The organism is Haliea alexandrii (genome assembly GCF_003719295.1).
GTDB lineage: Bacteria > Pseudomonadota > Gammaproteobacteria > Pseudomonadales > Halieaceae > Haliea > Haliea alexandrii.
This window is the reverse complement of record NZ_RFLW01000001.1, coordinates 113,344-135,073: the sequence shown is the minus strand read 5'-3', so window position 1 is coordinate 135,073 and position 21,730 is coordinate 113,344. Positions and strand designations below refer to the sequence as shown.

21 protein-coding genes are annotated in these 21,730 nt (G+C 62.6%); 6 read left to right on the top strand and 15 right to left on the bottom strand.

Annotated features, from left to right (window positions below; translation table 11 throughout):
• Positions 1–59: 59 nt before the first annotated feature.
• From EGJ68_RS00630 to EGJ68_RS00620, 3 genes are all read left to right on the top strand, one after another.
• Complete coding sequence (locus EGJ68_RS00630) at positions 60–1,556, top strand: AMP-binding protein (RefSeq protein ID WP_123032647.1); 1,497 nt, start codon at positions 60–62, stop codon at positions 1,554–1,556.
• A 176-nt stretch (positions 1,557–1,732) separates the two neighbouring features.
• Positions 1,733–2,092 (top strand): DUF3127 domain-containing protein, encoded by a 360-nt coding sequence (locus EGJ68_RS00625; protein ID WP_123032646.1) that lies wholly within the window; start codon positions 1,733–1,735, stop codon positions 2,090–2,092.
• Between the two features lie 44 nt (positions 2,093–2,136).
• A complete protein-coding gene (locus EGJ68_RS00620) occupies positions 2,137–3,354 on the top strand; it encodes a cytochrome P450 (RefSeq protein ID WP_158283438.1) in 1,218 nt (405 codons plus the stop codon).
• 5 nt (positions 3,355–3,359) lie between these two features.
• Here the strand turns inward: EGJ68_RS00620 and EGJ68_RS00615 are convergent, their stop codons facing one another.
• The 5 genes from EGJ68_RS00615 to EGJ68_RS00595 form a co-directional block, all read right to left on the bottom strand.
• The gene (locus tag EGJ68_RS00615; protein ID WP_123032644.1) at positions 3,360–3,869 is read right to left on the bottom strand and encodes a nuclear transport factor 2 family protein; all 510 of its coding nucleotides are present in this window, start codon (positions 3,867–3,869) and stop codon (positions 3,360–3,362) included.
• A gap of 145 nt (positions 3,870–4,014) precedes the next feature.
• A complete protein-coding gene (locus EGJ68_RS00610) occupies positions 4,015–4,482 on the bottom strand; it encodes a Dps family protein (RefSeq protein WP_123032643.1) in 468 nt (155 codons plus the stop codon).
• A 17-nt stretch (positions 4,483–4,499) separates the two neighbouring features.
• A complete protein-coding gene (gene katG / locus EGJ68_RS00605; protein ID WP_123032642.1) occupies positions 4,500–6,689 on the bottom strand; it encodes a catalase/peroxidase HPI in 2,190 nt (729 codons plus the stop codon).
• Between the two features lie 219 nt (positions 6,690–6,908).
• A complete protein-coding gene (gene epmB / locus EGJ68_RS00600; RefSeq protein ID WP_123032641.1) occupies positions 6,909–7,931 on the bottom strand; it encodes an EF-P beta-lysylation protein EpmB in 1,023 nt (340 codons plus the stop codon).
• Between the two features lie 7 nt (positions 7,932–7,938).
• On the bottom strand, positions 7,939–9,222 hold the full coding sequence (locus EGJ68_RS00595) for an NAD(P)/FAD-dependent oxidoreductase (protein ID WP_123032640.1): 1,284 nt from the start codon (positions 9,220–9,222) through the stop codon (positions 7,939–7,941).
• 112 nt (positions 9,223–9,334) lie between these two features.
• Between EGJ68_RS00595 and EGJ68_RS00590 the strand changes: the two genes are divergently transcribed.
• A complete protein-coding gene (locus tag EGJ68_RS00590) occupies positions 9,335–10,684 on the top strand; it encodes a glutamine synthetase family protein (RefSeq protein ID WP_027950333.1) in 1,350 nt (449 codons plus the stop codon).
• 16 nt (positions 10,685–10,700) lie between these two features.
• Here EGJ68_RS00590 and EGJ68_RS00585 read toward each other — a convergent pair whose 3' ends face one another.
• The 4 genes from EGJ68_RS00585 to EGJ68_RS00570 all read right to left on the bottom strand — a co-directional run bounded on the left by EGJ68_RS00585 (position 10,701) and on the right by EGJ68_RS00570 (position 14,019).
• Entirely contained in the window at positions 10,701–10,907 is a 207-nt protein-coding gene (locus EGJ68_RS00585) for a type II citrate synthase (protein WP_123032639.1), read from the bottom strand.
• 29 nt (positions 10,908–10,936) lie between these two features.
• Complete coding sequence (locus EGJ68_RS00580) at positions 10,937–12,814, bottom strand: B12-binding domain-containing radical SAM protein (protein WP_123032638.1); 1,878 nt, start codon at positions 12,812–12,814, stop codon at positions 10,937–10,939.
• A 113-nt stretch (positions 12,815–12,927) separates the two neighbouring features.
• Positions 12,928–13,149 (bottom strand): PA3496 family putative envelope integrity protein, encoded by a 222-nt coding sequence (locus EGJ68_RS00575; RefSeq protein ID WP_027950336.1) that lies wholly within the window; start codon positions 13,147–13,149, stop codon positions 12,928–12,930.
• A 342-nt stretch (positions 13,150–13,491) separates the two neighbouring features.
• Positions 13,492–14,019 carry a shikimate kinase gene (locus EGJ68_RS00570; RefSeq protein WP_233248625.1) on the bottom strand — a complete coding sequence of 176 codons (528 nt, stop codon included), beginning with the start codon at positions 14,017–14,019 and terminating at the stop codon, positions 13,492–13,494.
• A gap of 191 nt (positions 14,020–14,210) precedes the next feature.
• Here EGJ68_RS00570 and gcvT point away from each other — a divergent pair, with 191 nt between their 5' ends.
• Positions 14,211–15,320, top strand: a complete 1,110-nt coding sequence (gcvT, locus tag EGJ68_RS00565) for a glycine cleavage system aminomethyltransferase GcvT (RefSeq protein WP_123032637.1) — start codon at positions 14,211–14,213, stop codon at positions 15,318–15,320.
• 6 nt (positions 15,321–15,326) lie between these two features.
• Here gcvT and EGJ68_RS00560 read toward each other — a convergent pair whose 3' ends face one another.
• Together EGJ68_RS00560 and EGJ68_RS00555 are read right to left on the bottom strand one after the other, a co-directional pair.
• Positions 15,327–15,878 carry an HNH endonuclease gene (locus tag EGJ68_RS00560; RefSeq protein ID WP_123032636.1) on the bottom strand — a complete coding sequence of 184 codons (552 nt, stop codon included), beginning with the start codon at positions 15,876–15,878 and terminating at the stop codon, positions 15,327–15,329.
• An 84-nt stretch (positions 15,879–15,962) separates the two neighbouring features.
• The gene (locus tag EGJ68_RS00555) at positions 15,963–16,574 is read right to left on the bottom strand and encodes a fumarylacetoacetate hydrolase family protein (RefSeq protein WP_233248624.1); all 612 of its coding nucleotides are present in this window, start codon (positions 16,572–16,574) and stop codon (positions 15,963–15,965) included.
• A 195-nt stretch (positions 16,575–16,769) separates the two neighbouring features.
• Here EGJ68_RS00555 and EGJ68_RS00550 point away from each other — a divergent pair, with 195 nt between their 5' ends.
• On the top strand, positions 16,770–17,591 hold the full coding sequence (locus EGJ68_RS00550; RefSeq protein WP_233248623.1) for a sulfite exporter TauE/SafE family protein: 822 nt from the start codon (positions 16,770–16,772) through the stop codon (positions 17,589–17,591).
• Positions 17,592–17,622: 31 nt separating this feature from the next.
• Here the strand turns inward: EGJ68_RS00550 and EGJ68_RS00545 are convergent, their stop codons facing one another.
• The 4 genes from EGJ68_RS00545 to EGJ68_RS00530 all read right to left on the bottom strand — a co-directional run bounded on the left by EGJ68_RS00545 (position 17,623) and on the right by EGJ68_RS00530 (position 21,668).
• Positions 17,623–18,474: a universal stress protein gene (locus EGJ68_RS00545; RefSeq protein ID WP_123032634.1), complete on the bottom strand. Its 852-nt coding sequence runs from the start codon at positions 18,472–18,474 to the stop codon at positions 17,623–17,625.
• A gap of 14 nt (positions 18,475–18,488) precedes the next feature.
• Positions 18,489–19,976 (bottom strand): SulP family inorganic anion transporter, encoded by a 1,488-nt coding sequence (locus EGJ68_RS00540; protein WP_123032633.1) that lies wholly within the window; start codon positions 19,974–19,976, stop codon positions 18,489–18,491.
• 187 nt (positions 19,977–20,163) lie between these two features.
• A complete protein-coding gene (locus EGJ68_RS00535; RefSeq protein ID WP_123032632.1) occupies positions 20,164–21,021 on the bottom strand; it encodes an ion transporter in 858 nt (285 codons plus the stop codon).
• 107 nt (positions 21,022–21,128) lie between these two features.
• Positions 21,129–21,668: a peptidoglycan-binding domain-containing protein gene (locus EGJ68_RS00530; RefSeq protein WP_158283437.1), complete on the bottom strand. Its 540-nt coding sequence runs from the start codon at positions 21,666–21,668 to the stop codon at positions 21,129–21,131.
• Positions 21,669–21,730 lie beyond the last annotated feature (62 nt).

Here is a 21,730-nt window from a genome sequence, read left to right as displayed (position 1 = left end):
CATGCGGATGTTGCGGCTGATGGCGCACTCACCACAGTTCCAGTCAGTGGGCGAGTGCGATGTACAATGTCCCTCTAATTAATGAGTTGGCTTTGCAGGCAAACCACATGTTCATTGCAGAGTACATTTTCGATTTTGCATCCCAGACCCCTGGCTCGCCAGCTGTCATCCACAATGGAAACCCAATCTCATACCTTGCATTTGCCGGTGCTATTGGCAGGGCATCAAGGGAATTCGCAGCGTCTGTTCCTCCAGCGCCGGGAACAGTGGCGATCAGAATACACGACCTTGCGGACTGTTGGGTGGCAACCATTGCCTTGCAGGCGCTTGGGTACACGACGATTTGCGCCGCATCGCTGGATGTACTCGCCTCACTTGAGGTTGGGAGCATGCGTGCCATTGTCGTCAGTACCGCAGAGGGGGCTGTGCCGAAGGGGGCGGACTTGGCCCCTATTTATGCGATGAACAAGCCGTTCTATGAGACTTCCAGCGCACTCGACGTGCCTGCCTTGGCAGAAAGTGCGGGTGAATACGGGCATATTCTTTATACATCGGGAACAACGGGAAAATATAAAAAGGTGTTCAAGCCTGGCCGTACGCAGCGTGAATCGGACAGAGAGCGGCGGGCCCATCAGGCGTTCGACAGCTCAACCAAATATCATATGCTCGGCTTTGGCTTGTGGACTGCCATTGGCTTCAAGATGCCTCCTGCTGTGTGGTCTTGTGGTGCCACTGTTATTTTCGAGCAGCGTCCAGACTGGGCGGAAAAAATGATTGCCAGCGGTTTTACCAATACGACCCTGCTCCCCGATCAAGCCATGACCCTCAGCCAGAGTGACGCCTTGCAGGAGGTGGCGGAGCAATTTACCCCTCTGCCCGCCGTCTCAGTAGGCGGCGGCTTCACATCGGCCAAGGTGACGAAAACACTCGCCCGGTTTTTTCGTGTGCGCAGTATTTATGGCTGCACAGAGTTGAATATTGGTGTTTTGTTTGAAGAGCTGGAAACGCCAGCAGCTGGACCTTGGTTCACATCGCACGGAACGCGTCAGGTTGAGGTAGAGAATGAGTTGCATGAACGCTGTGCAGCCAATGAAGTGGGCAACTTGCGCATCAAGCTGACGGAACTGGATGCGCAGAGCTATTTGGGCGATCCAGAAACAACGCATGCTGTGTTTCGCGGGGGCTATTTTTATCCGGGTGACCTCGCGATACGGCGTGAAGATGGCAGGATTCGTGTGCTGGGTCGTGCCGCTGATGTGGTCAATCTTGGGGGGCAAAAAATCGCGGTAGCACCCATTGAGGCGAATCTACAGAATATTCTGCAGGTCGATTACATCTGCCTGTTTGCGGGTGTTAATGCGGCCGGTGAACCCGAGGCGGTGGTCGCGATGGAGGCCCCCGAAATGCCCAGCCAGGACCGCCTTGACCACGTGGGGCAGGAGTTCTCGCAGTGGGGCGAGGTGCGCTTTGCCCTGGTCGACAGGTTTCCACGCACGCAATCGGGCACCAGCAAGATTGACCGCAAGCGCTTGCGAATGCTGTTGTTTCCCGAGTGAGATCGGGCTGCGCCGCGTTTCGCTCCATCAATTTGGCCCGCGCCCTACACATCCTGCCTACGTCCCACTAAACTGGAACACTCTGTACATCGGCGCCTGTTTCGAATGCGCCTGCAGTCTCACGGCTGCGGCGTAATGGCCGAATGTTTCAACCCCACTCAAGGAGTCCCACTCGCGTGGCCTACGACCTCACCGGCAAGATCAAGCTCATTCAGGAACCCCAAACCTTCAACAGCGGCTTTACCAAGCGTGAAATGGTCGTGACGGTTGAGGACGGGAAGTATCCCCAGGACATCAGCCTGGAATTCGTGCAGGACAAGATCAGCCTGCTTGAGGGCTTGCAGCCTGGTCAGGAAGTGACGGTAACCTTCGATATTCGCGGACGGGAGTACAACGGCCGGTATTTCAACAACCTGCAGGGCTGGAAGATCAGCGCCGCCGGCGCACCAGCACAGAATCAGGGCCAGGATGACTACGCGGGGATGCCCTACCAGGCTGGTGACCCGGGCCCAACGGATGACGACATTCCGTTCTAGGCGGTGCATGATAGGCCCTGATGGGGCCAGAAGAGCATAAGAGCATGAGCACCGGCACCTGTGTCACCGCCAGTGAACGGTTTTTCCCGGAAATCGACTTTGCGATTGATCCGCTGCCCGATTTCCACCCGCTTATGGCTGAGCTGCGCGCTGCCGGCCAGCGCGTGGTACCAGTCAACTACCTGGGTGAAACCGCCTGGATTGTTCTGCGTCACGATGATGTGTCCGCGCTTTATCGCAACGAGGCGGGCGTGCCCGCCGCCCGGGCCTACCGCAGGCATTCCGAACCCGCCCAGGGCAAGACGCTGCTCTGCATGGAGGGTGATGAACACCGCGTCAACCGCCTGCTGGTATCCGGTGCGTTTCACCCGGGTGCCATACGGCGCAGCATCAGTACGCTGCTGCGGCCATTGGCGGATGAGCTGATCGACGGCCTGACAGGCCAGACCGGCGTGGACCTGGTGGCGGCCTATACCCACCGTTACCCCTTCAAGGTGATTACCGGCCTGCTGGGCATTCCGGTGGCAGATGAGCCCGAGCTGCACCAGTGGTTACAGGGCCTGTTCCAGTTCCCCTGGAATCCCGGGCTGGCGCTTGAGGCACGCGCTGCAATCACCGCGTACCTCGCACCCATCGTGCGACAGCGTCGCGCCCATCCCCGTGATGACCTGCTCTCCCTGCTGGCGACTGCCGAGGTGGAGAGCAAACAGCTCACGGATGAGGAGATTTTTTCTTTCGTGCGCCTCATTTTCCCGGCCGGCGCAGACACCACGTACTTGTCGCTAGGCAGCCTGCTCTGGGCGGTTTTGCGGGACGATACCTTGCGCCAGCAACTGCAGGCCGAGCCAGCCCTGCACACGGCAGCCGTGGACGAGGGTTTGCGGCTGTATGGGGCGGTTTGCCTGCAGCCGCGCTACACCGAGCGGGAGATTGTTGTGGCGGGTGTCACCATTCCCGCAAATTCACCACTGCTGTACGGCAACGCCACGGCCAATCGCGACCCGGCGGTGTTTGCCGATGCCGACACCTTTCGGCTCGACCGGGGTGCCCATCACAAATCGGTCACCTTTGGTGGCGGTCCGCATTTCTGCCTCGGTTCGCACCTGGCCCGCGCGGAAATTGAGGTGTCCCTGAGTGCGTTGTTGGCCCGCTTGCCGGGGCTGCGGTTGGCGGACCCGGCGCAGCCCGGGCCGCAGGGGGCGGTACTGCGTGGCGTGCGGGAACTGCCGGTGCTGTTCGATCAGGTGCTGCCAGGGGAGTAGCGCGCTCAGGCGGCCTGCGACGGCATCTGGTTGCCTGCCCAGACTACGGCGTCACTGCCGCTGCTGTAATCAGTGATGAGCGCCGAGCGCACGGTGAAAGTGCTGGCGCTGATCAGCCACTCACCATTGATGCGGCGGTATTCGTCATTGTAGAAGCCGCCGAGTTGTACGGTCGTTTGGTCCCGCGTATTGATGCTGTGAAAGCGCAGGCCGACGCGCGCGCTGGCACTGTCCGCGCCGGTCATCTCCACGATCATGTTTTCCGCGTGGTGCATGTCAACGATGTGTTCATGGCAACCTAACGCCACAAACACGGCGACAAAATCCTCGCGGTTGGCGAATTCACCGATGTGGCCAAAGTTGATCGCCACCGGGCCAGGCGCGAAGCAGGCCGCTACGGTCTCGGGGGCCTTGTCATCACAGGCATTCAGGTAGCGGTATTTGAGTTCGCGAATGGCCTGCTTGTCGAGCAGAGTCTGCAGAGAGGCCTGCGGGGCGGCGCTGTGGTTGGACATGGTGGTTTCCTCGGCGTGAAAACGTTCTCGCTACGAGCTTACCGGATACGTCCTCGGCTGTAATTGGCGCGGCACGGGAACCCTCTGCCCCGGCAATTTCTTGAACCACGGGGCAGAGGTTGGTGCAGTGTTACCTGCCAGGATTTCAGCGCATTGCGCGCAGCATCCATGCGGTTTTTTCGTGGATGCGCATGCGGTCGGAGATCAACGCGGCGGACGATTCATCATCCGCCTCCTGTGCCGGCCCCAGTGCATTGCGGCAGGTTTTGACCACCTGCTCGTGCCCACGGTTGAGTATTTCAATCATGTCAGTGGCTGCAGGCACACCATCCACTTCCTGGATGGAGCTGAGTTCCGCGAAGGCCTTGTAGGTGCCCGGGGCAACCTCGCCGAGCGTGCGAATTCGCTCAGCGATGTCATCTACCGCGGTAGCCAGCTCGGTGTAGTGCTCCTCGAACATGAGGTGCAACTCACGGAACTGCGGTCCGGTCACGTTCCAGTGGAAGTTATGGGTTTGCAGGTAGAGCGTATAGGAATCTGCCAGCAACCGCTTGAGGCCTTCCGCCACACGGGCACGGTCGGAACTGGAGATGCCAATATCAATGTCGGTCATGTGTGTCACTCCTTTAATCAGTTTTTCAGGTCGAAACGATCTGCGTTCATGACTTTGGTCCAGGCGTTGACGAAGTCGTGGACGAACTTTTCCCTGTTGTCATCCTGTGCGTACACCTCAGCGTAAGCCCGCAGGATGGAGTTGGAACCGAACACCAGATCCACGCGCGTGGCGCTCCAGCGGGTTTCCCCCGTTTGCCGATCGCAGATTGTGTAGTCACCGTTTTCGGTAGGCTTCCACATATACCGCATGTCGGTGAGGTTGACGAAGAAGTCGTTGCTCAGCACGCCGACGCGGTCTGTCAGTACGCCGTGGGCACGCCCACCATGATTGGTGCCCAGAACACGCATGCCGCCGATCAGCACCGTCATTTCCGGTGCAGTCAGGCCCATCAGCTGAGCCCTGTCCAGCAACAGGCGTTCTGCGGACACGCTGTAGTCGCGCTGCAGCCAGTTGCGGAAGCCATCGTGAATCGGCTCCAGCACGGCGAAAGCATCCTCGTCGGTCAACTCTGCGCTGGCATCACCGCGGCCGGGCGCAAACGGCACGGTCACCTTCACCCCTGCAGCGTGTGCGGCCTGTTCGACAGCGGCGCTGCCGGCAAGCACAATCAGGTCAGCCATGCTTACCGGTTTGGTCAGGCCCGCCCGCACGTGCTCAAGCGCACCCAATACCTTCTGCAGGCGTTCCGGCTCATTGCCCTCCCAGTCCTTCTGCGGTGCCAGCCGGATGCGGCTGCCGTTGGCACCGCCGCGGAAGTCCGAGCCGCGAAAGGTGCGTGCGCTGTCCCAGGCGGTGGCGATCAGCTCCGCCGCGCTGGGCCCACTGTTCAGCAAGCGCTGCTTCAAGTCGGCAATTTCTGCGGCATCCAATGCATAGTCCACCGAGGGTATCGGGTCCTGCCAGATCAGGTCCTCCTGCGGCACATCCGGGCCCAGGTAGCGGCTGCGCGGTCCCAGGTCGCGGTGTGTGAGCTTGTACCAGGCCCGTGCGAACACGTCGGAGAAATAAGCCGGGTCGTTGTAGAAACGCTCGGAAATCTTGCGGTAGGCCGGGTCGACAATCATGGCCATGTCGGCATCGGTCATGATGGGGTTCAATCTGATGGACGGGTCCTCAACATCGACCGGTTTGTCCTCTTCCTTGATATCGATGGGCTCCCACTGCCAGGCACCGGCGGGGCTCTTTTTCAGTTCCCATTCATAGGTGAACAGCAGGTAGAAGTAGCCGTTGTCCCAGCGTGTGGGGTGCGTGGTCCAAGCGCCTTCAATGCCGCTGGTGACGGTGTCGCGACCGTAGCCGGTGCGGGTTGGGTTGTGCCAGCCCAGGCCCTGTGCGTCGAAGTCGGTGCCCTCCGGGTCGGGGCCCAGAACCGAGGCATCGCCGTTGCCGTGGCATTTACCCACGGTATGGCCGCCGGCGGTCAGTGCCACCGTCTCCTCGTCGTCCATTGCCATGCGGGCAAAGGTGAGGCGCACGTCATGGGCGGTTTTCTGTGGGTCGGGCTGGCCGTCAACGCCTTCCGGGTTCACGTAGATGAGGCCCATTTGCACCGCCGCCAGCGGGTTGTCCAGCGTGTCCTGACGGTCACTATGCATGCGCTCGTTACTCTTGCCCAGCCACTCCTGCTCGGAACCCCAGCTGGTGTCCTTCTCCGGGTGCCAGATATCGGTGCGCCCGCCGGCGAAGCCGTAGATCTTCAGTCCCATGGACTCATAGGCCATGGTGCCCGCCAGGATGATCAAGTCGGCCCAGGAAATGCGGTTGCCGTATTTCTTCTTCACAGGCCAGAGCAGACGGCGCGCCTTGTCCAGGCTCACGTTGTCCGGCCAGCTGTTGATGGGGGCGAAACGCTGGTTACCAGTGCCGCCGCCGCCGCGACCGTCGGCGATGCGGTAGGTGCCCGCGGCGTGCCACGCCATCCGAATCATCAGGCCACCGTAGTGGCCCCAGTCGGCAGGCCACCAGGCCTGACTGTCGGTCATCAGCGCGTGCAGGTCGCCCTTCAGGGCGGCCAGGTCCAGCTTGTTGAATTCTTCTGCATAATCGAACGACTCGCCCAGCGGGTTCGTCTTGCGGTCGTGTTGATGGAGAATGTCGAGGTTGAGTGCATCCGGCCACCAGGCCATGGGTGAATCGCCCATTCTGGTGCTGCCGCCGTGCATGACCGGGCATTTGCCCGCTTGATCTGACGCTGTTTTGCTCATTGCTAATCCCTCCCGCACCTTGGCAATTGTTGATGGAAACGCTCGATACGTTGCCTTGAGGTGCTTAGTGACTATGGCACGGATTATGTGTCCTATAAAATTGATTATTAAGAAATTAATGTACTGTTTTACAGGATTACTAAAGGGCCGCTGAGCGCAGGAGTGCAGGAGCGCAGGAGCGCAGGAGCGCAGGAGTGCAGGAGTGCAGCGTGTGCTGTATCAGGTCCCTACATCGAGTTTGGAGGGCGCCCCGGGAACCTCCTGCACCAGCCGTGGCAGCAGGTAGCCGGGCAGTCGTGCAGCCATCTCCCGGTGCAACGCCAGGGCCTGTGCGCGGTCCACTTCAAAGTGTGCGGCGCCGTCCACCCGGTCGAGCAGGTGCAGGTAATAGGGCAGTGCGCCCGCCTCAAACAGGCGTTCGCTGAGTGCGACCTGCGCTGCCGTCGAGTCGTTGATGCCTGCCAGCAGCACCGCCTGATTGAGCAGGGTGATGCCCGCTGCGCGCAGGCGAGCAAAGGCCGCTGCCACCTCGGTGTCGATTTCATTGGCGTGGTTGCTGTGTACCACCACCGTGCTCTGCAAACGTGAGGGGGTGAGGACCTGCAGCAGGCTTTCGGTGATCCGCTGGGGGATGACAATCGGCAGGCGGGTGTGCACCCGCAGGCGGCGTACGTGCGCAATGCCGGCAATCTGTGTCACCAGTGCTGCCAGTTGTTTGTCGTTGGCCATCAGCGGGTCGCCGCCACTCAATATGACTTCGCTGATGCTCTCATCCCGCGCGATATACTCCAGCGCGGTAGACCACTCGCTGCGGCTGTTCTGGTTATCGGCATAGGGGAAATGCCGGCGGAAACAATACCGGCAATGAATGGCGCAGCTGCCGGTGATGATCAGCAATACGCGCCCGTGGTACTTGTGAATAATGCCCGGATGCGGGTTGGCGTTGCCGGTTTCACCGGTCGGGTCGGCGCTGAACCCCGGCGCTGGTTGCATTTCCTGAGCCCCGGCAAGCACCTGTAGCAGAAGGGGGTCCCGTGGGTCGCCCCGCCGCATGCGCGACACGAAGGCGCGCGGTACACGCAACGGGAAGGATTGGCGAGCTGCCTCACTCCAGCCCAGTGCCGCGGGGGGGATCTCCAGGGCGGCGCAGAGTTCAGCGGGTGAGCTGATCAGGTCGCGCAGCGCGGCCTGCCAGTCGGTGCCGGAGGCCAGTGTGTTGTGCAGGGGGATCGGGGACGACATGTGCTGCTCAGCCCAGCCGGTCGCGCAAACTGTAGAAAAGCATGCCGGCCACCAGGCCGGGCCAGCGCAGCAGGGTGCCGCCCGGAAAGCGCGGCGAGGGTACGCTGGCCATGACATCAAAGCGCTCGGCGCTGCCGCTGATCACTTCTGCCAGCAGCTTGCCCGCCAGAGTAGCGGTGGGTACGCCGTGCCCGGAATAGCCATGGGCGTAAAACACGCCCTGGGACAGCCGACCGAAATCGGGCATGCGGTTGAGCGTGATAGCGAGTGTGCCGCCCCAGCCGTAGTCGATGCGGGTTTGCGCCAGTTCCGGATAGATACGCAGCATGTACTTGCGTACAAAGCCCTTGATGTCCGCCGGGTAGCGCCGGCTGTAGGATTCACCGCCACCGAACAGCAGGCGGCGATCGGCGGACAGCTTCCAGTAGTTCACCACAAACAGCGTATCTGACATGGAGCAGTCATCCCGAATCAGGCGTGCCGCCAGCGCGTCCGACAGCGGCTCGGTCGCCAGCATGTAGTTGTTGATGGGCATGATGCGGCCAGCCGCTCGCGGCTCCAGGCGCTCCAGATAGCCATTGCAGGCCAGCACCAGGTAATCGCAGCTGACGCTGCCTGCCGCGGTGGACACCTGCACTTTGCCGTTTTCCCGGTAGTGCGTCACCCGGCTCCCTTCATGCAGGGTGGCGCCGGCGTCGGCGGCGGCGCGTGCCAGCCCCAGTGCATAGTTGAGCGGGTGCAGATGGCGTGCGCCGCTGTCCAGCGTTGCGCCATGGAAACCCTGCCCGGAGGTCATCCCTGCCAGCTCATCGGCTTCCACGTAGCGGAGGTCGTCGTAGTGGTAGACCCGGTTCAGGTGGTCGACCTCGGCGGCGAGTTCAGCGGCATCGCCGGGCTTGGAGGCGACATGCAGATTGCCGCTGCGCAGGTCACAATCGATGTTGTGCTCGGCGACCAGGTCACACACGGTCTCAACCGCTTCCAGCCCCAGCTGCCACAGCGCCTGTGCCTGCGCCTGGCCCACCCACTTTTCCAGTTGTGCCTGCCCGGCGCGCTGGCCTGTGCCCACATGCCCGCCGTTGCGGCCCGATGCCCCCCACGCCAGTCGGTTGGCTTCCAGCAAAATAACGCTGTAGCCGCGCTGGCGTAGGTGAAGGGCAGCCGACAGGCCGGTGTAGCCGCCGCCCACAATACACACGTCCGCCGTGGCCGCGCCGCGCAGCGGGGGAAAGGACAGGCTCAGGTTGGCCGTGGCGGCGTACCAGGAGTCGATGTGGGATCGGGATTGCATGCGGTGATTATACGGAATGTTGCGCCAAAAGCCGCATTTTGCCGGCGGTCAGGCCCTTGCGGCGCCGCAGGCAGTGCTGCAAACTCAAGCGCTTGCCCACTATGGAATGTGTATGAGCACCGACACCCAGGCCATTCACGAATGGCTGAAGCAGCACAAGATCTCGGAAGTCGAGTGTCTGGTCCCCGACATGACCGGCAATGCGCGTGGCAAGTTCATCCCCGCGCACCAGTTCCTGAGTATGGGTAACCCCAAATTACCGGAAAGCATCATGATCCAGACCGTCACCGGGGAGTACTCCGATGACCACTGGGATTTCGTCGAGCCCACCGATGCGGACATGATCCTCAAGCCGGACCCGGCAACGCTGCGGGTGGTGCCCTGGGCGCGTGAGCCCACGGCGCAGATTATCCACGACTGTTACAAACGCTCGGGCGAGCGCCACCCGTTGTCGACGCGCAATGTACTGCGCCATATCCTCGACCTGTATGCAGCGGAGGGGCTGCAGCCGGTGGTGGCACCCGAAGTGGAATTCTACCTGGTGGCCAAGAATACCGACCCGGATTACGAGCTGATGCCACCCAAGGGGCGTTCAGGCCGTCGCGAGTCGGCGCGACTGTCCTACAGCATTGATGCCGTGACCGAGTTCGAGGACTTTGTCGAGGACATGTACGATTACGCCGACGAACAGAAACTGCAGGTGGACACGCTGATCCATGAGAATGGCGCGGCACAGATGGAAATCAATTTCCTGCACGGCGACGCCATGTCCCTCGCCGACCAGGTGTTTGTGTTCAAGCGCACGGTGCGTGAAACTGCACACAAGCACGGCATGTACGCGACTTTCATGGCCAAACCCATGCAGAGCGAACCCGGCAGCGCCATGCACATTCACCAGAGCGTGGTGCGCGCCGGCAGCGGCGAGAATATTTTTGTCGACAGCGACGGCAAGCACACGCCGGCGTTTCTGTCTTACATTGCCGGTCTGCAGCGCTACACCCCGGAGCTGATAAGCCTGTACGCCCCCAATGTGAACTCCTATCGCCGTCTGGCGCCGGAAATTGCCGCCCCGATCAACCTGAACTGGGGCATGGACAACCGCACCACCGCCTTTCGAGTGCCTTGGGGGCCGCCTGAGGCGACCCGGGTGGAGAACCGGTTCCCGGGTGCCGATGCCAACCCCTACCTCGCCATTGCCGCCACCCTGGCCAGCGGCTATCTGGGGATGAAGCAGGGGCTGAGCCCCACCGAGCCGCACCAGGGCACGGCAAACGAAGACGATGTGGCGGTAGCTCGTACACTCGAGGAAGGCCTGCGCAACCTGCACAACACGGCAGAATTGCAGGACATGTTTGGCGATCTTTTCCTGCGAGCCTATGCCGCGGTGAAGCTGGACGAGTTCGAGGAGTTCAACCGGGTGATCAGCTCCTGGGAGCGCGAGCACCTGCTGTTGCAGGTGTAGTGTCAGCCCTGGTGGCCTAGAGTTTCTCGTCGAGCCCGATGTGCTCGATACGGGGGTAGGGGCGCCAGGTGAAAACCTGCTGGTGGTTGCAGATCATGCAACGGTGGTCGATGTTACCGGTTTTCGGGTCCATGTCGCCGCAGGCCGCCATCATGCCTTTGCCGCAGGCATCGCACACATAATTGACTTCCACCGGCCGGACTTCGCGTTTCAATTCTGGCATGACCCAACAACTCCCCTGTGAATACCCGCCTATGCTAGCGCGACTGCCAGTGTAGCTGAAGTGCTATCTTCACGAGCCAGCACAACCCCGCGCAACCAGCTGCCACCATCGGCATCGCGCAGGATGTCACCCACGCCGCCCGGGTGCCGGACGCGCAGGGTGCAGGGCTCCTGTGCCAGGCTCTCCCCCGGCAGGTTCATGGCCGAGAGCGCCTGTTGCACCTGGTCGGCGGCGAAGTCGAAGTGCTCGAGCGTGTCCTGCTCTGGCCCCACCCGGGGGCACAGGGCGCGGTCCAGCGCCAGTACCTGCAATACGGGCTGCGGATTCTGTCCATGCGCGCGGCAATGCGCCGCGATCACCTGTGTGAGCGTGCTGTAGAGCAGCTCGGGAGAGGCGAGCGCCGCCAGATAAATGGCGTTGCGCTGTTCATAAACCGCCATGCGATCACCCGGGTCCAGCTCACACAACTCGCTTTGTACCACGGCGATGATGGCGCGCAGACATTCGCGCAGCAGCGGTGATACCGGCACGGCACCAGCAAGCGCCAGCAGCCGCGTGGTCAGTGGCATGATATAGCCGTGTACCAGCAGGATGTGGGCACTGATGAGGAAATAGCCCTCCTCGCCCTCATCGCGTGAAAAGCTGTGACAGCCCACCACGTATTCACCCTTCGCCTTGCCATAACCGGCGACGGGAATGGCTTCGATGCGATATTCCTCGCGCCGCGCATAGAATTCGGTGCCGGGGAGCAAGGTATAGCCAAAAATGTTGATGTTGGGGAACGTCGCCAGCAGCGTATCCAGATTGCGCTCGAAATCCGCCAGGTTGTCACCCGGCAGACCCCAGATGAGTTCGGCAGCGATCGGCACGCCCTGTTCGGACATTTGTCGCGCAATTGGCTGGTACTCATTGGCGCTCATATTCTGCCGGTTGCTGAGCCGCAGCGCCTCGGGCGTGAGGGTCTGCAGGGCGAGCTGATAGTGGGGCAGCAACTGGTTGCGGTGCAGCAGCAGGGCAATTTCCTGCACCTGTCGGCTGTGCTTCTTTGACCAGGATGTGGCGAAGCTGCGCGGCAGCCCTGTTCGATCTTTCAGTTCCACGATCATTTGTGCCTTTGCCAGATCCTGCTTGAGGGCGCCGAAGTTGGAGTCCGCCAGCCAGATATTGGCGATACCGGCGGCAACAATCTTTTCCCAGTCGCTGCGCACACGGTCCAGCGACCACTGGTACATCTTGCTGCCGATGGCGCCGGTACCCCACTCGCAGAAAGCGCATTTGAAAGGACAGCCGCGGCTTGTTTCGTAGGCGATGGCGTCATACCGCGGGCGGCCATCCGGGTGGGTCAGTTCCAGCACATCAAGGGGTGAGGGGAAGGTATCCAGTTCGCGGCAGCGCTCGCGGGGCGCCGTGCGTACCACGGCACCCTCCTGCAGGTAGGCAAGTCCGTTGATCTGCGGCCAGTCGGCCGGTGTTGCGCTGTCGAGGAACTCCTGCAGAGTCACCTCGGCTTCGCCGAGGAATACAACGTCCAGGGCCTCTTCACCCACGTAGTCCTCTGCCTGCTGTACGTGTGGGCCGCCGGCAATCAGGGTCAGCTCCGGTGCCAGCTGGCGCAGCTGGCGAGCCAGCGCCAGAAATTCGGCCGCATTCCACGTATAGACGCTGAAGCCGAGTGTGGGCCGCAGGCCCGCCGCGGCAGCCGCGCGCACCTGTGCTGGCCCGGTCGCGGACCACGCGCCGAGCCAGCGCTCAATGTCATCGGCGTGCTGGAAGTGAACCAGGTCGATATGGGTTTCGGCACTGCGAGCGCCGTAGCGCCGGTAGTAAGATGACAGGCCCGCGGTGGTGGTGGGCGGGGCATTGAATTGCTCTGAGTCCATGCTCAGTAGCCAGACGGGGCGCTGCACGCGGCGTGCTCCAGCAAGAGTGACGTTGCAATGTAGCGAATTGCGGGAGCAATGCCCAGAATTTCGGCAACCGGGAGACGCGGTGGGCGCTGATCCGCGCCCACCGGTGTGTGCTAGAAGTCGCCCAGTTCCAGGTCGTAGTAGCCCAGTTCTTCGCGCAGCCGACGCTGTTCAATCCGCTGTTCCGCGCGCCGGCGCTTCTCCGCGAGGCGCTGCTTCTCGGTGGATACCGGGATAGCATCGTCGAAGTCGTCGTCGCTCATGTCCAGCAGCGCGGGTTCGAATATGTCGTCCAGGCTGTCGGAGTTTGCCTGTTCCTGCGTGCGTTCAGTCATAAATCACCTCCTGATGATTTACAGCCTCGATTTCGGCGCAATATCACTCAGCGTTTTCGGCGAGTAAATCAAAATTTTGTGGCATTTATAACAAAATTCCGGCGCCTGCGAGGCCCCCGGCGGAGGTTTCGGGTAAGTGTGGTGGCCCGTGCCCTTCCCGGGCTGTCCCTGTACGCGAGGCTACGTCCCTGTAGTCTGTCTTCCCTGACCGATAGTTAACGGGCCACCATGCGCAGCACTCTGCAAAGCGCATGCCACCGTGCCAGCGCCGGCGCAGACAGGTAACAGGCGCCGTTGCGGGCTGTCCGTTGTGTGCCTGGACGTGTTCGGTGGCGTCCGTGGTCAGTGTGCCGACGCGGCCGCTGTCAGAAGCTGCAGGATCTGCTGCGCCGTGGATTGCGGGTCGCCATCTTTGGCTGTAACGGTGTGGCTGGCATAGCGTTCGTAGAGAGGTGTGCGCTCCCGGAACACATCGGCGAAGCTGTGCGCGCTGTCGCTGGCGATGCCTCGCGGCGGTGCGGCCGCTATGCGCTGGCAAAGTGTTGCAAGCTCGACCTGCAGGTACACCACCGGCCCCGCTGCGCGCAGGCGCTGCATGATGGCGGGGCTGTAGGCCACACTGCCGCCGGTGGCAATGACGCTGTGCGCCAGGGGTACGGTGAGAAGCACTTCTTCTTCCAGTGCCCTGAGTGCGAGATATCCCTGCGCGTCGACGATCTCCTGCAGGGTGGCGTTGGCGTGCCGTTGAATGGCCAGGTCGGTGTCATTGAAGTCCAGCCCGGCCAGTTTGGCCAGCAGTACGCCTACGGTGCTCTTGCCGGCACCCGGCATGCCGATAAGGCTGATGGTTTGTGGTACCGAGTCGTGCACGGGGAATCCTGTTGCGCGTGAGGGACCATTATCCGCTGGCGCCGGGCCGCTGGGAAGTGGCACCCGCGCGGCGCGCACTCGCGAGGCGCGCGGTTGTGGGCGGCTGCATCTGGCGCCGTTTTGTTGCGCGGCTGCGGGCCACTGGGTAGAGTGCTGGCTGGTTTCCTGGACGAATCACACAAGGCATGCCGATGACATTGCAGCATACTCCGCTCGACGCACTGCACCGGGAACTGGGCGCCCGCATGGTGCCCTTCGCAGGCTACGACATGCCGGTGCAGTACCCGGATGGCATTATCCGCGAACACCAGCATACCCGCCGGGCAGCCGGGCTGTTTGATGTCTCGCACATGGGGCAGCTGGTGTTGCGCGGGGCGGGCAGCGCTGAATTGCTGGAAACGCTCGTTCCCGCCGATGTGGTCGGGCTGGGCGAGCATTGCCAGACCTATGCCCTGTTCACCAACGATGACGCCGGGGTGCGCGATGATCTGATCATTACCCGGTGGGGGCCGGACACCTTTTTCCTGGTGGTCAACGCCGCCTGCAAGGCGCAGGACATCGCCCATGTGCAGGCCCACCTTCGGGGCCAGACACTCGAGGTGCTCGAGCAGCAGGCCCTGCTCGCCCTGCAGGGGCCTGGCGCACGCGAGGTGCTTTGTCGACTGTGCCCCGAACTCGCCTCGCTGACCTTCATGCACGGACAATCCGCCGTGCTGGATGGCGTAGAGGTGTATATCACCTGCTCCGGGTATACCGGAGAGGACGGCTTCGAGATATCGTTGCCTGCCGCAGACGCCGAGGCCATCGCCCGCCGCCTGTTAGCCGAACCCGGGGTGGCACCGGTAGGGCTGGGTGCGCGCGATTCCCTGCGGCTTGAAGCCGGCCTCTGCCTGTACGGTCATGAGTTGAGCCCGACCATCGACCCGGTACAGGCCGGGCTGCTCTGGTCGGTGGGCAAGGCACGCCGTCCCGGTGGCGCGCGCGCCGGTGGCTTTCCGGGTGCGCAGCGTGTCTTCGAACTGATCGAGAACAAGCCGCCGCTGCGCCGCGTGGGGTTGCAGGTAGAGGGCAAGCGGCCGGTACGCGAGGGTCAGGCGGTGCTCGATGAACAAGGGCAGCAGGTGGGGGAAGTGTGCTCGGCGGGGTTTGGCGCCACGCTGGGCGGACCTGTCGCCATGGCCTACGTGCAGCGCTCGCTGGGCGAGCCCGGCACCCGGCTGGCGGTCGATGTACGTGGCAAGGCGCTGCCGGTCACGGTGGTCAGCATGCCCTTCGTGCCCCAGCGCTACTTTCGCGGCTGAAGGCGCTCAGTGCGCCCAGTCGCGCGGCGCGCGAAACTGCTGTGACAGATAGTCCATCTGGTCGGCCAGTACCCGGTCACGGCTGAGGAAATGCCACTCCCAGGTATTGGGTCGGAACGGCACGGCGAGCAGCGGCATGCCCGCCTCTTCCGGCGTGCGATTGTCCTTGGCCCAGTTACAGCGGCGACAGGCCGCCACCACGTTTTCCCAGCGATCATCGCCGCCGCGGGATGTCGGCAGCACGTGGTCCCGGGTCAGCTCCGCCCGCGAAAACTGCAGGCCGCAATACAGGCAGCGGTGCTCATCGCGTCGGAACAGTGTGCGGTTGCATAGCGGCAGGCTGAACCCGGGCCGAACCCGCCCCTGCAGCGCGATGATGGGCTGCAGGTGAATGGTTGAGCGCTGCCCGGTGAGACGTTGAATGCCACCGAACATGGGCGGCAGCGGCTCGCCGATGCCGTAGACAACGTCGCCGCGCGCGTACGCAGACACCGCCTCCTGTGCGCTGAGCCAACCGCGTGGTTGTCCTGCGACGTCCAGTTTCAGGATGTTTTGCATGGGTCGCCACTCCGTGGGGTCCCCTAAAGCTACCCAACATACGCGACATTTACAATCGCGCAGAATGCCGGCAGTGGGAACTGGCTAGCGGGCTGTCCAGCGACCCTCTACCAGCAGCGTGTCACCCGCCAGTATGCGGCCGTGGAATCGATCACCACGCCGCACCTCGCCCACGCCGGCGGGGGTGCCCGTCATTACCAGGTCGCCATCCTCCAGGGTGAGGAAGTCCACCAGGTTCGCCAGAATTGCGGGTGGCGGATAGAGCATCATGCCCACGTTGCCCGCCTGACGCAGTTTGTCGTTGACATACAGTTCCAGTGCCAGAGCTTCCAGCGGCGTGTTGAGTGCGACGAACTCACTGCAGAGGGCCGCGCCATCGAAGGCCTTGGCGCGTTCCCAGGGTAATCCCTTGGCTTTCAGCGTGCTTTGCAAGGCGCGCCGGGTGAGGTCCAGCCCGAAGCCGACCGCACTGAAGCTGCCGGCTTCCCACAGCAGCACGATTTCGCCTTCGTAGTGCAAGGGCTCCCCGCGCTCGGCATACAGTGTGTCACCCAGAGCGGAATTGGGCTTGATGAACACCACCATGTCATCGGGCACGTCGTTGCCGAGCTCACTGATGTGCGCGGCGTAGTTGCGGCCGATACAGACGATCTTCGAAGGCTGGAGGAAACGTTGGTTGAGGCAAATACTGTGCACGCGAAGAGTCCTTGCTGCGGGGCTAAGGCTATGCAGCATGGTCCACCCAGGCGCCTTGCGCAATACAGGGCAGTTGCCTTCGCGGGCAACAGGCCCTTGCTCATCGAGGCCATGACCTGGCGCATGGTGTAAACTCGACGTCTCGCTCGCGCGCTATGCGGGCTCACCGCAAGCCGGGTAACAGGAACGCGGGCAATGACGGAGTGGATGAACTGGGCGCCACTGGTGCTGACAATGCTGGCTACCGGGGTGCTGGCGGGTGTCATGGCGGGCCTGCTTGGCGTCGGTGGGGGTATCGTGATCGTGCCGGCGCTGGATACCGCGCTGGGTGCGCTGGGGGTCGACCCGGCAATCCGCATGCATATCGCCGTCGCCACATCGCTGGCGACCATTGTGCTGACATCGCTATCCTCTGCGCGGGCACACCACCAGCGTGGCGCGGTGGACTTCCGGCTTGCCCGCAGCTGGGGGCCGTTGATCTTTTGCGGCGCGGTGTTCGGTGCCTGGCTCGCTTCACGGCTGCACGGCAATGTGCTGGCACTGGTGTTTGGTGGCGTGGCGATTCTGCTGGGCCTGCGCATGCTGCTGTTCGGTGGTCGCAATCCCGCGCCCGGACGCGAACTGTCCCCCGGTGGATTGGCGCGACTTTTTCCACTGGGTATCGGCGGCCTGTCGAGCATGATGGGTATCGGCGGCGGGACCTTCAGCGTGCCAGTACTGACTCTGCTCGGTCACGGCATACACCGCGCGGTGGGCACCTCCGCCCTGTTTGGTTTACTGATCAGCCTGCCCGGCGCCCTGGCCTATGTGGCAACCGGTTGGGGTGACGACCGGCTGCCGCCGGGGAGCCTGGGGTTTGTCAGCCTGCCCGGCCTCGCCTGCATCGCCCCTATGACGGTGTTGGCGGCGCCACTGGGTGCCAGGCTGGCGCACCGGCTCAGCGCGCGTCACCTCAATCTGGCCTTTGGCGTGTTTCTGGTGTTGGTGGCCAGCCGCATGCTGTACCGCGCGCTCTAATGGCGCAACTTTGCGGCAGCTCGCTGCGCGGCTAGCGCAACAGCAGCAGCGTCATTTCCGCCTGGCTCAGCATGCGTGTGGTGTTGCTGCCGACAAAGAACTGGCGAATCCGCGAGTGGCCCCAGGCCCCCATAACCATCAGGTCCACCTGTTGCTCGCGGTGGTAGCGGTTGAGTGCGGTTTGCACTTCGCCCTCCAGTGTTGCGGTGGTCACGCTGAAACCGGCACTGGAAAGGGTTGCTGTCGCCTCGTTTACCTGGTGCTGTTGCTCGTCTGATAGTGGTCCTACCGACACCAGATGGCAGGGTAGACCGGCCAGCAGGGGGCTGCCCGCCACGCGACTCAGGGCTTTTTGTGCCGTGGCACTGCCATCAAAGGCAATCATAAACGAGCGCGGTGGGCGAAACGCCCGCAAGGTAACGAGGATAGGCCGCTGAATGCGGCGCACCACACTTTCCAGATGAGAGCCGATGGCGTGCTGCTCAGCGGCGTGGTCCTCGCCCTGGCGACCGAGAATAACCAGGCGCGCCTCCTCTTCCAGCTCCGCCAGTGAGCCAACCAGGTCGTCGTGGCGCTGGCGCTGGGTGACTTCGGCGGCACCGGCAGCCCTGGCGGTCGCCTCGGCGGCCTGTAACAGGTGCTTGCCATGCTCCAGGGCCAGTCGCTCCCGCCGCTCATCCAGTGCGGTCAGTTCTTCCAGCAGATGCTCGCGACTGCCCAGGCCAATGGCGCCGGACAGGTCCGCTGCGGGGGGCGTAGCGGGCTTTTCCAGCGCGTGCAGGAGTGTCAGGGGTTGTTCCAGTCGCTGGCTCGCCCAGGCCCCGGCGAGGCTGATGGCCTCGGTGCTGGCGGAGCCGTCGATGCAGGCAATAATGGTGTGCATGGCCATCTCCCCGGTCAGTGTCCGGCCAGCAGCGGGTCGCTGGCATCGGGTTTATCGTGTACGCCGAAGCGGTCGACAATGGTGGCGCTGGCGGCGTTCATGCCGATCACCTCCACCACCGCACCTTCGCGGCGGAATTTGATCACTACCTTGTCGAGGGCCGACACGGCCGTAATGTCCCAGAAATGTGCACCGCTGACGTCGATAGTGACACGCTCCAATGCTTCCTTGAAGTCAAATGCTGCGGTAAAGCCGTCCGCGGTAGCAAAGAACACCTGACCGATGACCGTGTAGATGCGGTGTCCGTCGCCGGCATCGGCGGAGCGCACCAGCATGAAGCGGCTGATCTTGTTGGCGAAGAACAGGGCGGCAAGGAGTACGCCCACCAGCACTCCGAGCGCCAAATTGTGAGTGCTCACTACCACGACAACCGTGGAAACCATAACAATACTGGAAGACAGCGGGTGTGACTTCAGGTTGCGCAGCGAATCCCAGGAGAAGGTGCCGATCGACACCATGATCATCACCGCCACCAGCGCTGCCATGGGAATCTGGCTGATCCAGTCATCCAGGAACACCACCATGATCAGCAACAGCGTGCCGGCGGCAAAACAGGACAGGCGGCCGCGCCCACCCGATTTCACGTTGATCACCGACTGGCCGATCATGGCGCAGCCCGCCATGCCGCCCAGCAGGCCGGCGCCGATGTTGGCGACGCCCTGGCCCTTGCACTCGCGATTCTTGTCGCTCTCGGTGTCGGTGAGGTCGTCGATGATGGTGGCGGTCATCATCGACTCCAGCAGGCCGACCACGGCCAGTGCGGCGGCATAGGGGAAAATGATGCGCAGGGTGTCCAGCGACAGAGGCACATCCGGCCAGAGGAAGACCGGCAGGGTATCCGGCAAGTCACCCATGTCGCCCACCGTGCGGATATCCAGGCCCAGCAGCAGCGCGATTGCGGTCAGGGTGAGAATGCACACCAGCGGTGAGGGCACGAGCTTGCCCACCACCGGCAGCCACGGGAAGAGGTAGATGATGCCGAGCCCGCCGGCCGTCATGGCGTAGACATGCCAGGTCACCCCGGTGAGCTCCGGTACCTGCGCCATGAAAATCAGGATGGCCAGCGCGTTGACGAAGCCCGTGACCACCGAGCGCGACACGAAGCGCATCAGCGAGCCCAGTTTCAAATAGCCCGCGGCAATCTGCAGCACACCCGTCAATACGGTGGCGGCCAGCAGGTACTCAAGACCGTGCTCCCGGACCAACGTGATCATCAGCAGGGCCATGGCGCCGGTGGCGGCGGAGATCATTCCCGGCCTGCCGCCGGTGAAGGCAATCACCACAGCGATACAGAAAGAGGCATACAGGCCCACTTTCGGGTCCACGCCGGCGATGATAGAGAAGGCGATGGCTTCGGGTATCAGCGCCAGTGCAACAACGAGGCCGGCGAGCAGGTCGCCCCGCACGTTGCCCAGCCAGTCCTGTTTTATGGTGTCGAGCATGCTTTCGGTCTTCTTGCCAGCAGTGGGTGAGCGCCGAAAACAGTGTGCCCCGGCGCGTTGCAGCTCCGGGTGGTTGTCGGCAGTGTTGGAGGGGGCGGATTATCCGGCAACCAGCCGGGGGTCGCCACTGCGATGTGAACTTCTACCGGGATTGCCCGGCAGTCTGTTGTGCAGCCGCAAGGGTCGTCTAGTCCTTGAGCGGGACCTTTTCAGGGCTGGCTGTCCCCCGGCCCTGTTCCACGGCAGCGGTGAGCAGGCGCAGTTGTTCTTGCACGTCGTTCAGTTGCTGCACAATCAGGTCGCGCTCATCGTGGGCCTGCTGTGCCTCACGGGCATTTTGTTCAGCGGTCATCACACCCAACACGGCCCCCACCATCATGTTGAGGAAGATGAATGCGGTGAGAAAAATGAAGGTCAGGTAGTAGAACCAGCTGAGCGGATAGGCTTCCATGGTGGCGTACATGACATCCGTCCAGTCCTCGAAGGTGGCCACGCGAAACAGCGTGAGCATGGCAATGGCGACATCGCCCCACAGTGTTTCGTCCACCTCGGCGAACAGCATGGAACCCACCGCCGCATAGATATAGAAAATGATAAACATGAGCAGGGCGATGTAGCCCATGCGCGGTATGGCCTTGAGCAACGAATTGATCAGGAAACGCAGCTCGGGCACCACGGAGACCAGACGCAGTACCCGGAAGACCCGCAGCAGTCGCCCCAGCAGCACGGCCTGTGAGTTGTCCAGGGGTATCAGGCTGCCGATCACCACCAGGGTGTCGAAAATATTCCAGCCATCGCGGAAAAAGCGCCGTTTGTCGGGGCAGGCCGCGAAGCGAAACAGGATTTCCAGAAGGAAAAACAGGGTGATGGCCGTGTCCAGGAAACCCAGTGAACGCTCCGCCAGCGGCGGCAGGTCGTAGGTCTTTGCACCGATGGTCAATGCGGACAGCAGAATGATGGCAATGACCGCACCCTGGAACAGGCGGCTCGATTCAATGCGCCGCAGCAGACCGGAGCCGGTGGAGGAGAGGGAAGCGCTGGACATGGGGTGTTGCCTGAGTCGATCTGTGAGCGGGGGATTCTAGAGTGCGGCGACCGCCTTGAACAGTCGCCTGTGCGCGCGGCGGAAGCGGAGTTTCAGGGGCTGCGGGCTCAGTTGCGGCAGCTGTCAATCTCGCCCTGTGACAGTCCCAGGTCCCGCGCGGCCTGCTCGAAATCCTCTTTCGTCGCATTGGCGTCAGCAATGTCCCGGCTGGCCTCGGAGATATCACTGGCGATTTCGCTGCCGCCACCGTAGCGCGAGGCGGTGCGCGACACGGTGTTGAACAGGCTCATCAACCCCTTTTTCTGCTGCTTTGCCTGTTCGGCTTCGGCGACCTTGCGTTGCAGGCATTCCTGCTCCGTTTCGGCCGGGGCCGCCGCCTGCGCGCTGGCGGTGCCGCTACTGGTTTTGGACTTGATGATGCCGGCCAGCTGCGGACTTGCGGTTCCGGTCACCTCAAGCTGATTGTCCGCCTGGAACTGGGAAATGGCGATCTGTGTCTCCACGGTCTCCACGCCATCCACAGGCCCTGTCTGGTAGCCGAGGGCGGTGAGGTCGGTTTCGATGCTCTGGATCAGGGCATCGGCATGTGCCGTTGCCACCAGAAGCGGCAGGGTGAGTGCGGCGAGTGCCCGTGTTACGCCTCGCATTCGGGAGGGTTGTGGTGTGCATGGCTGCGGCTGACGCATGGTGTCATGACCTCTTGATTGCC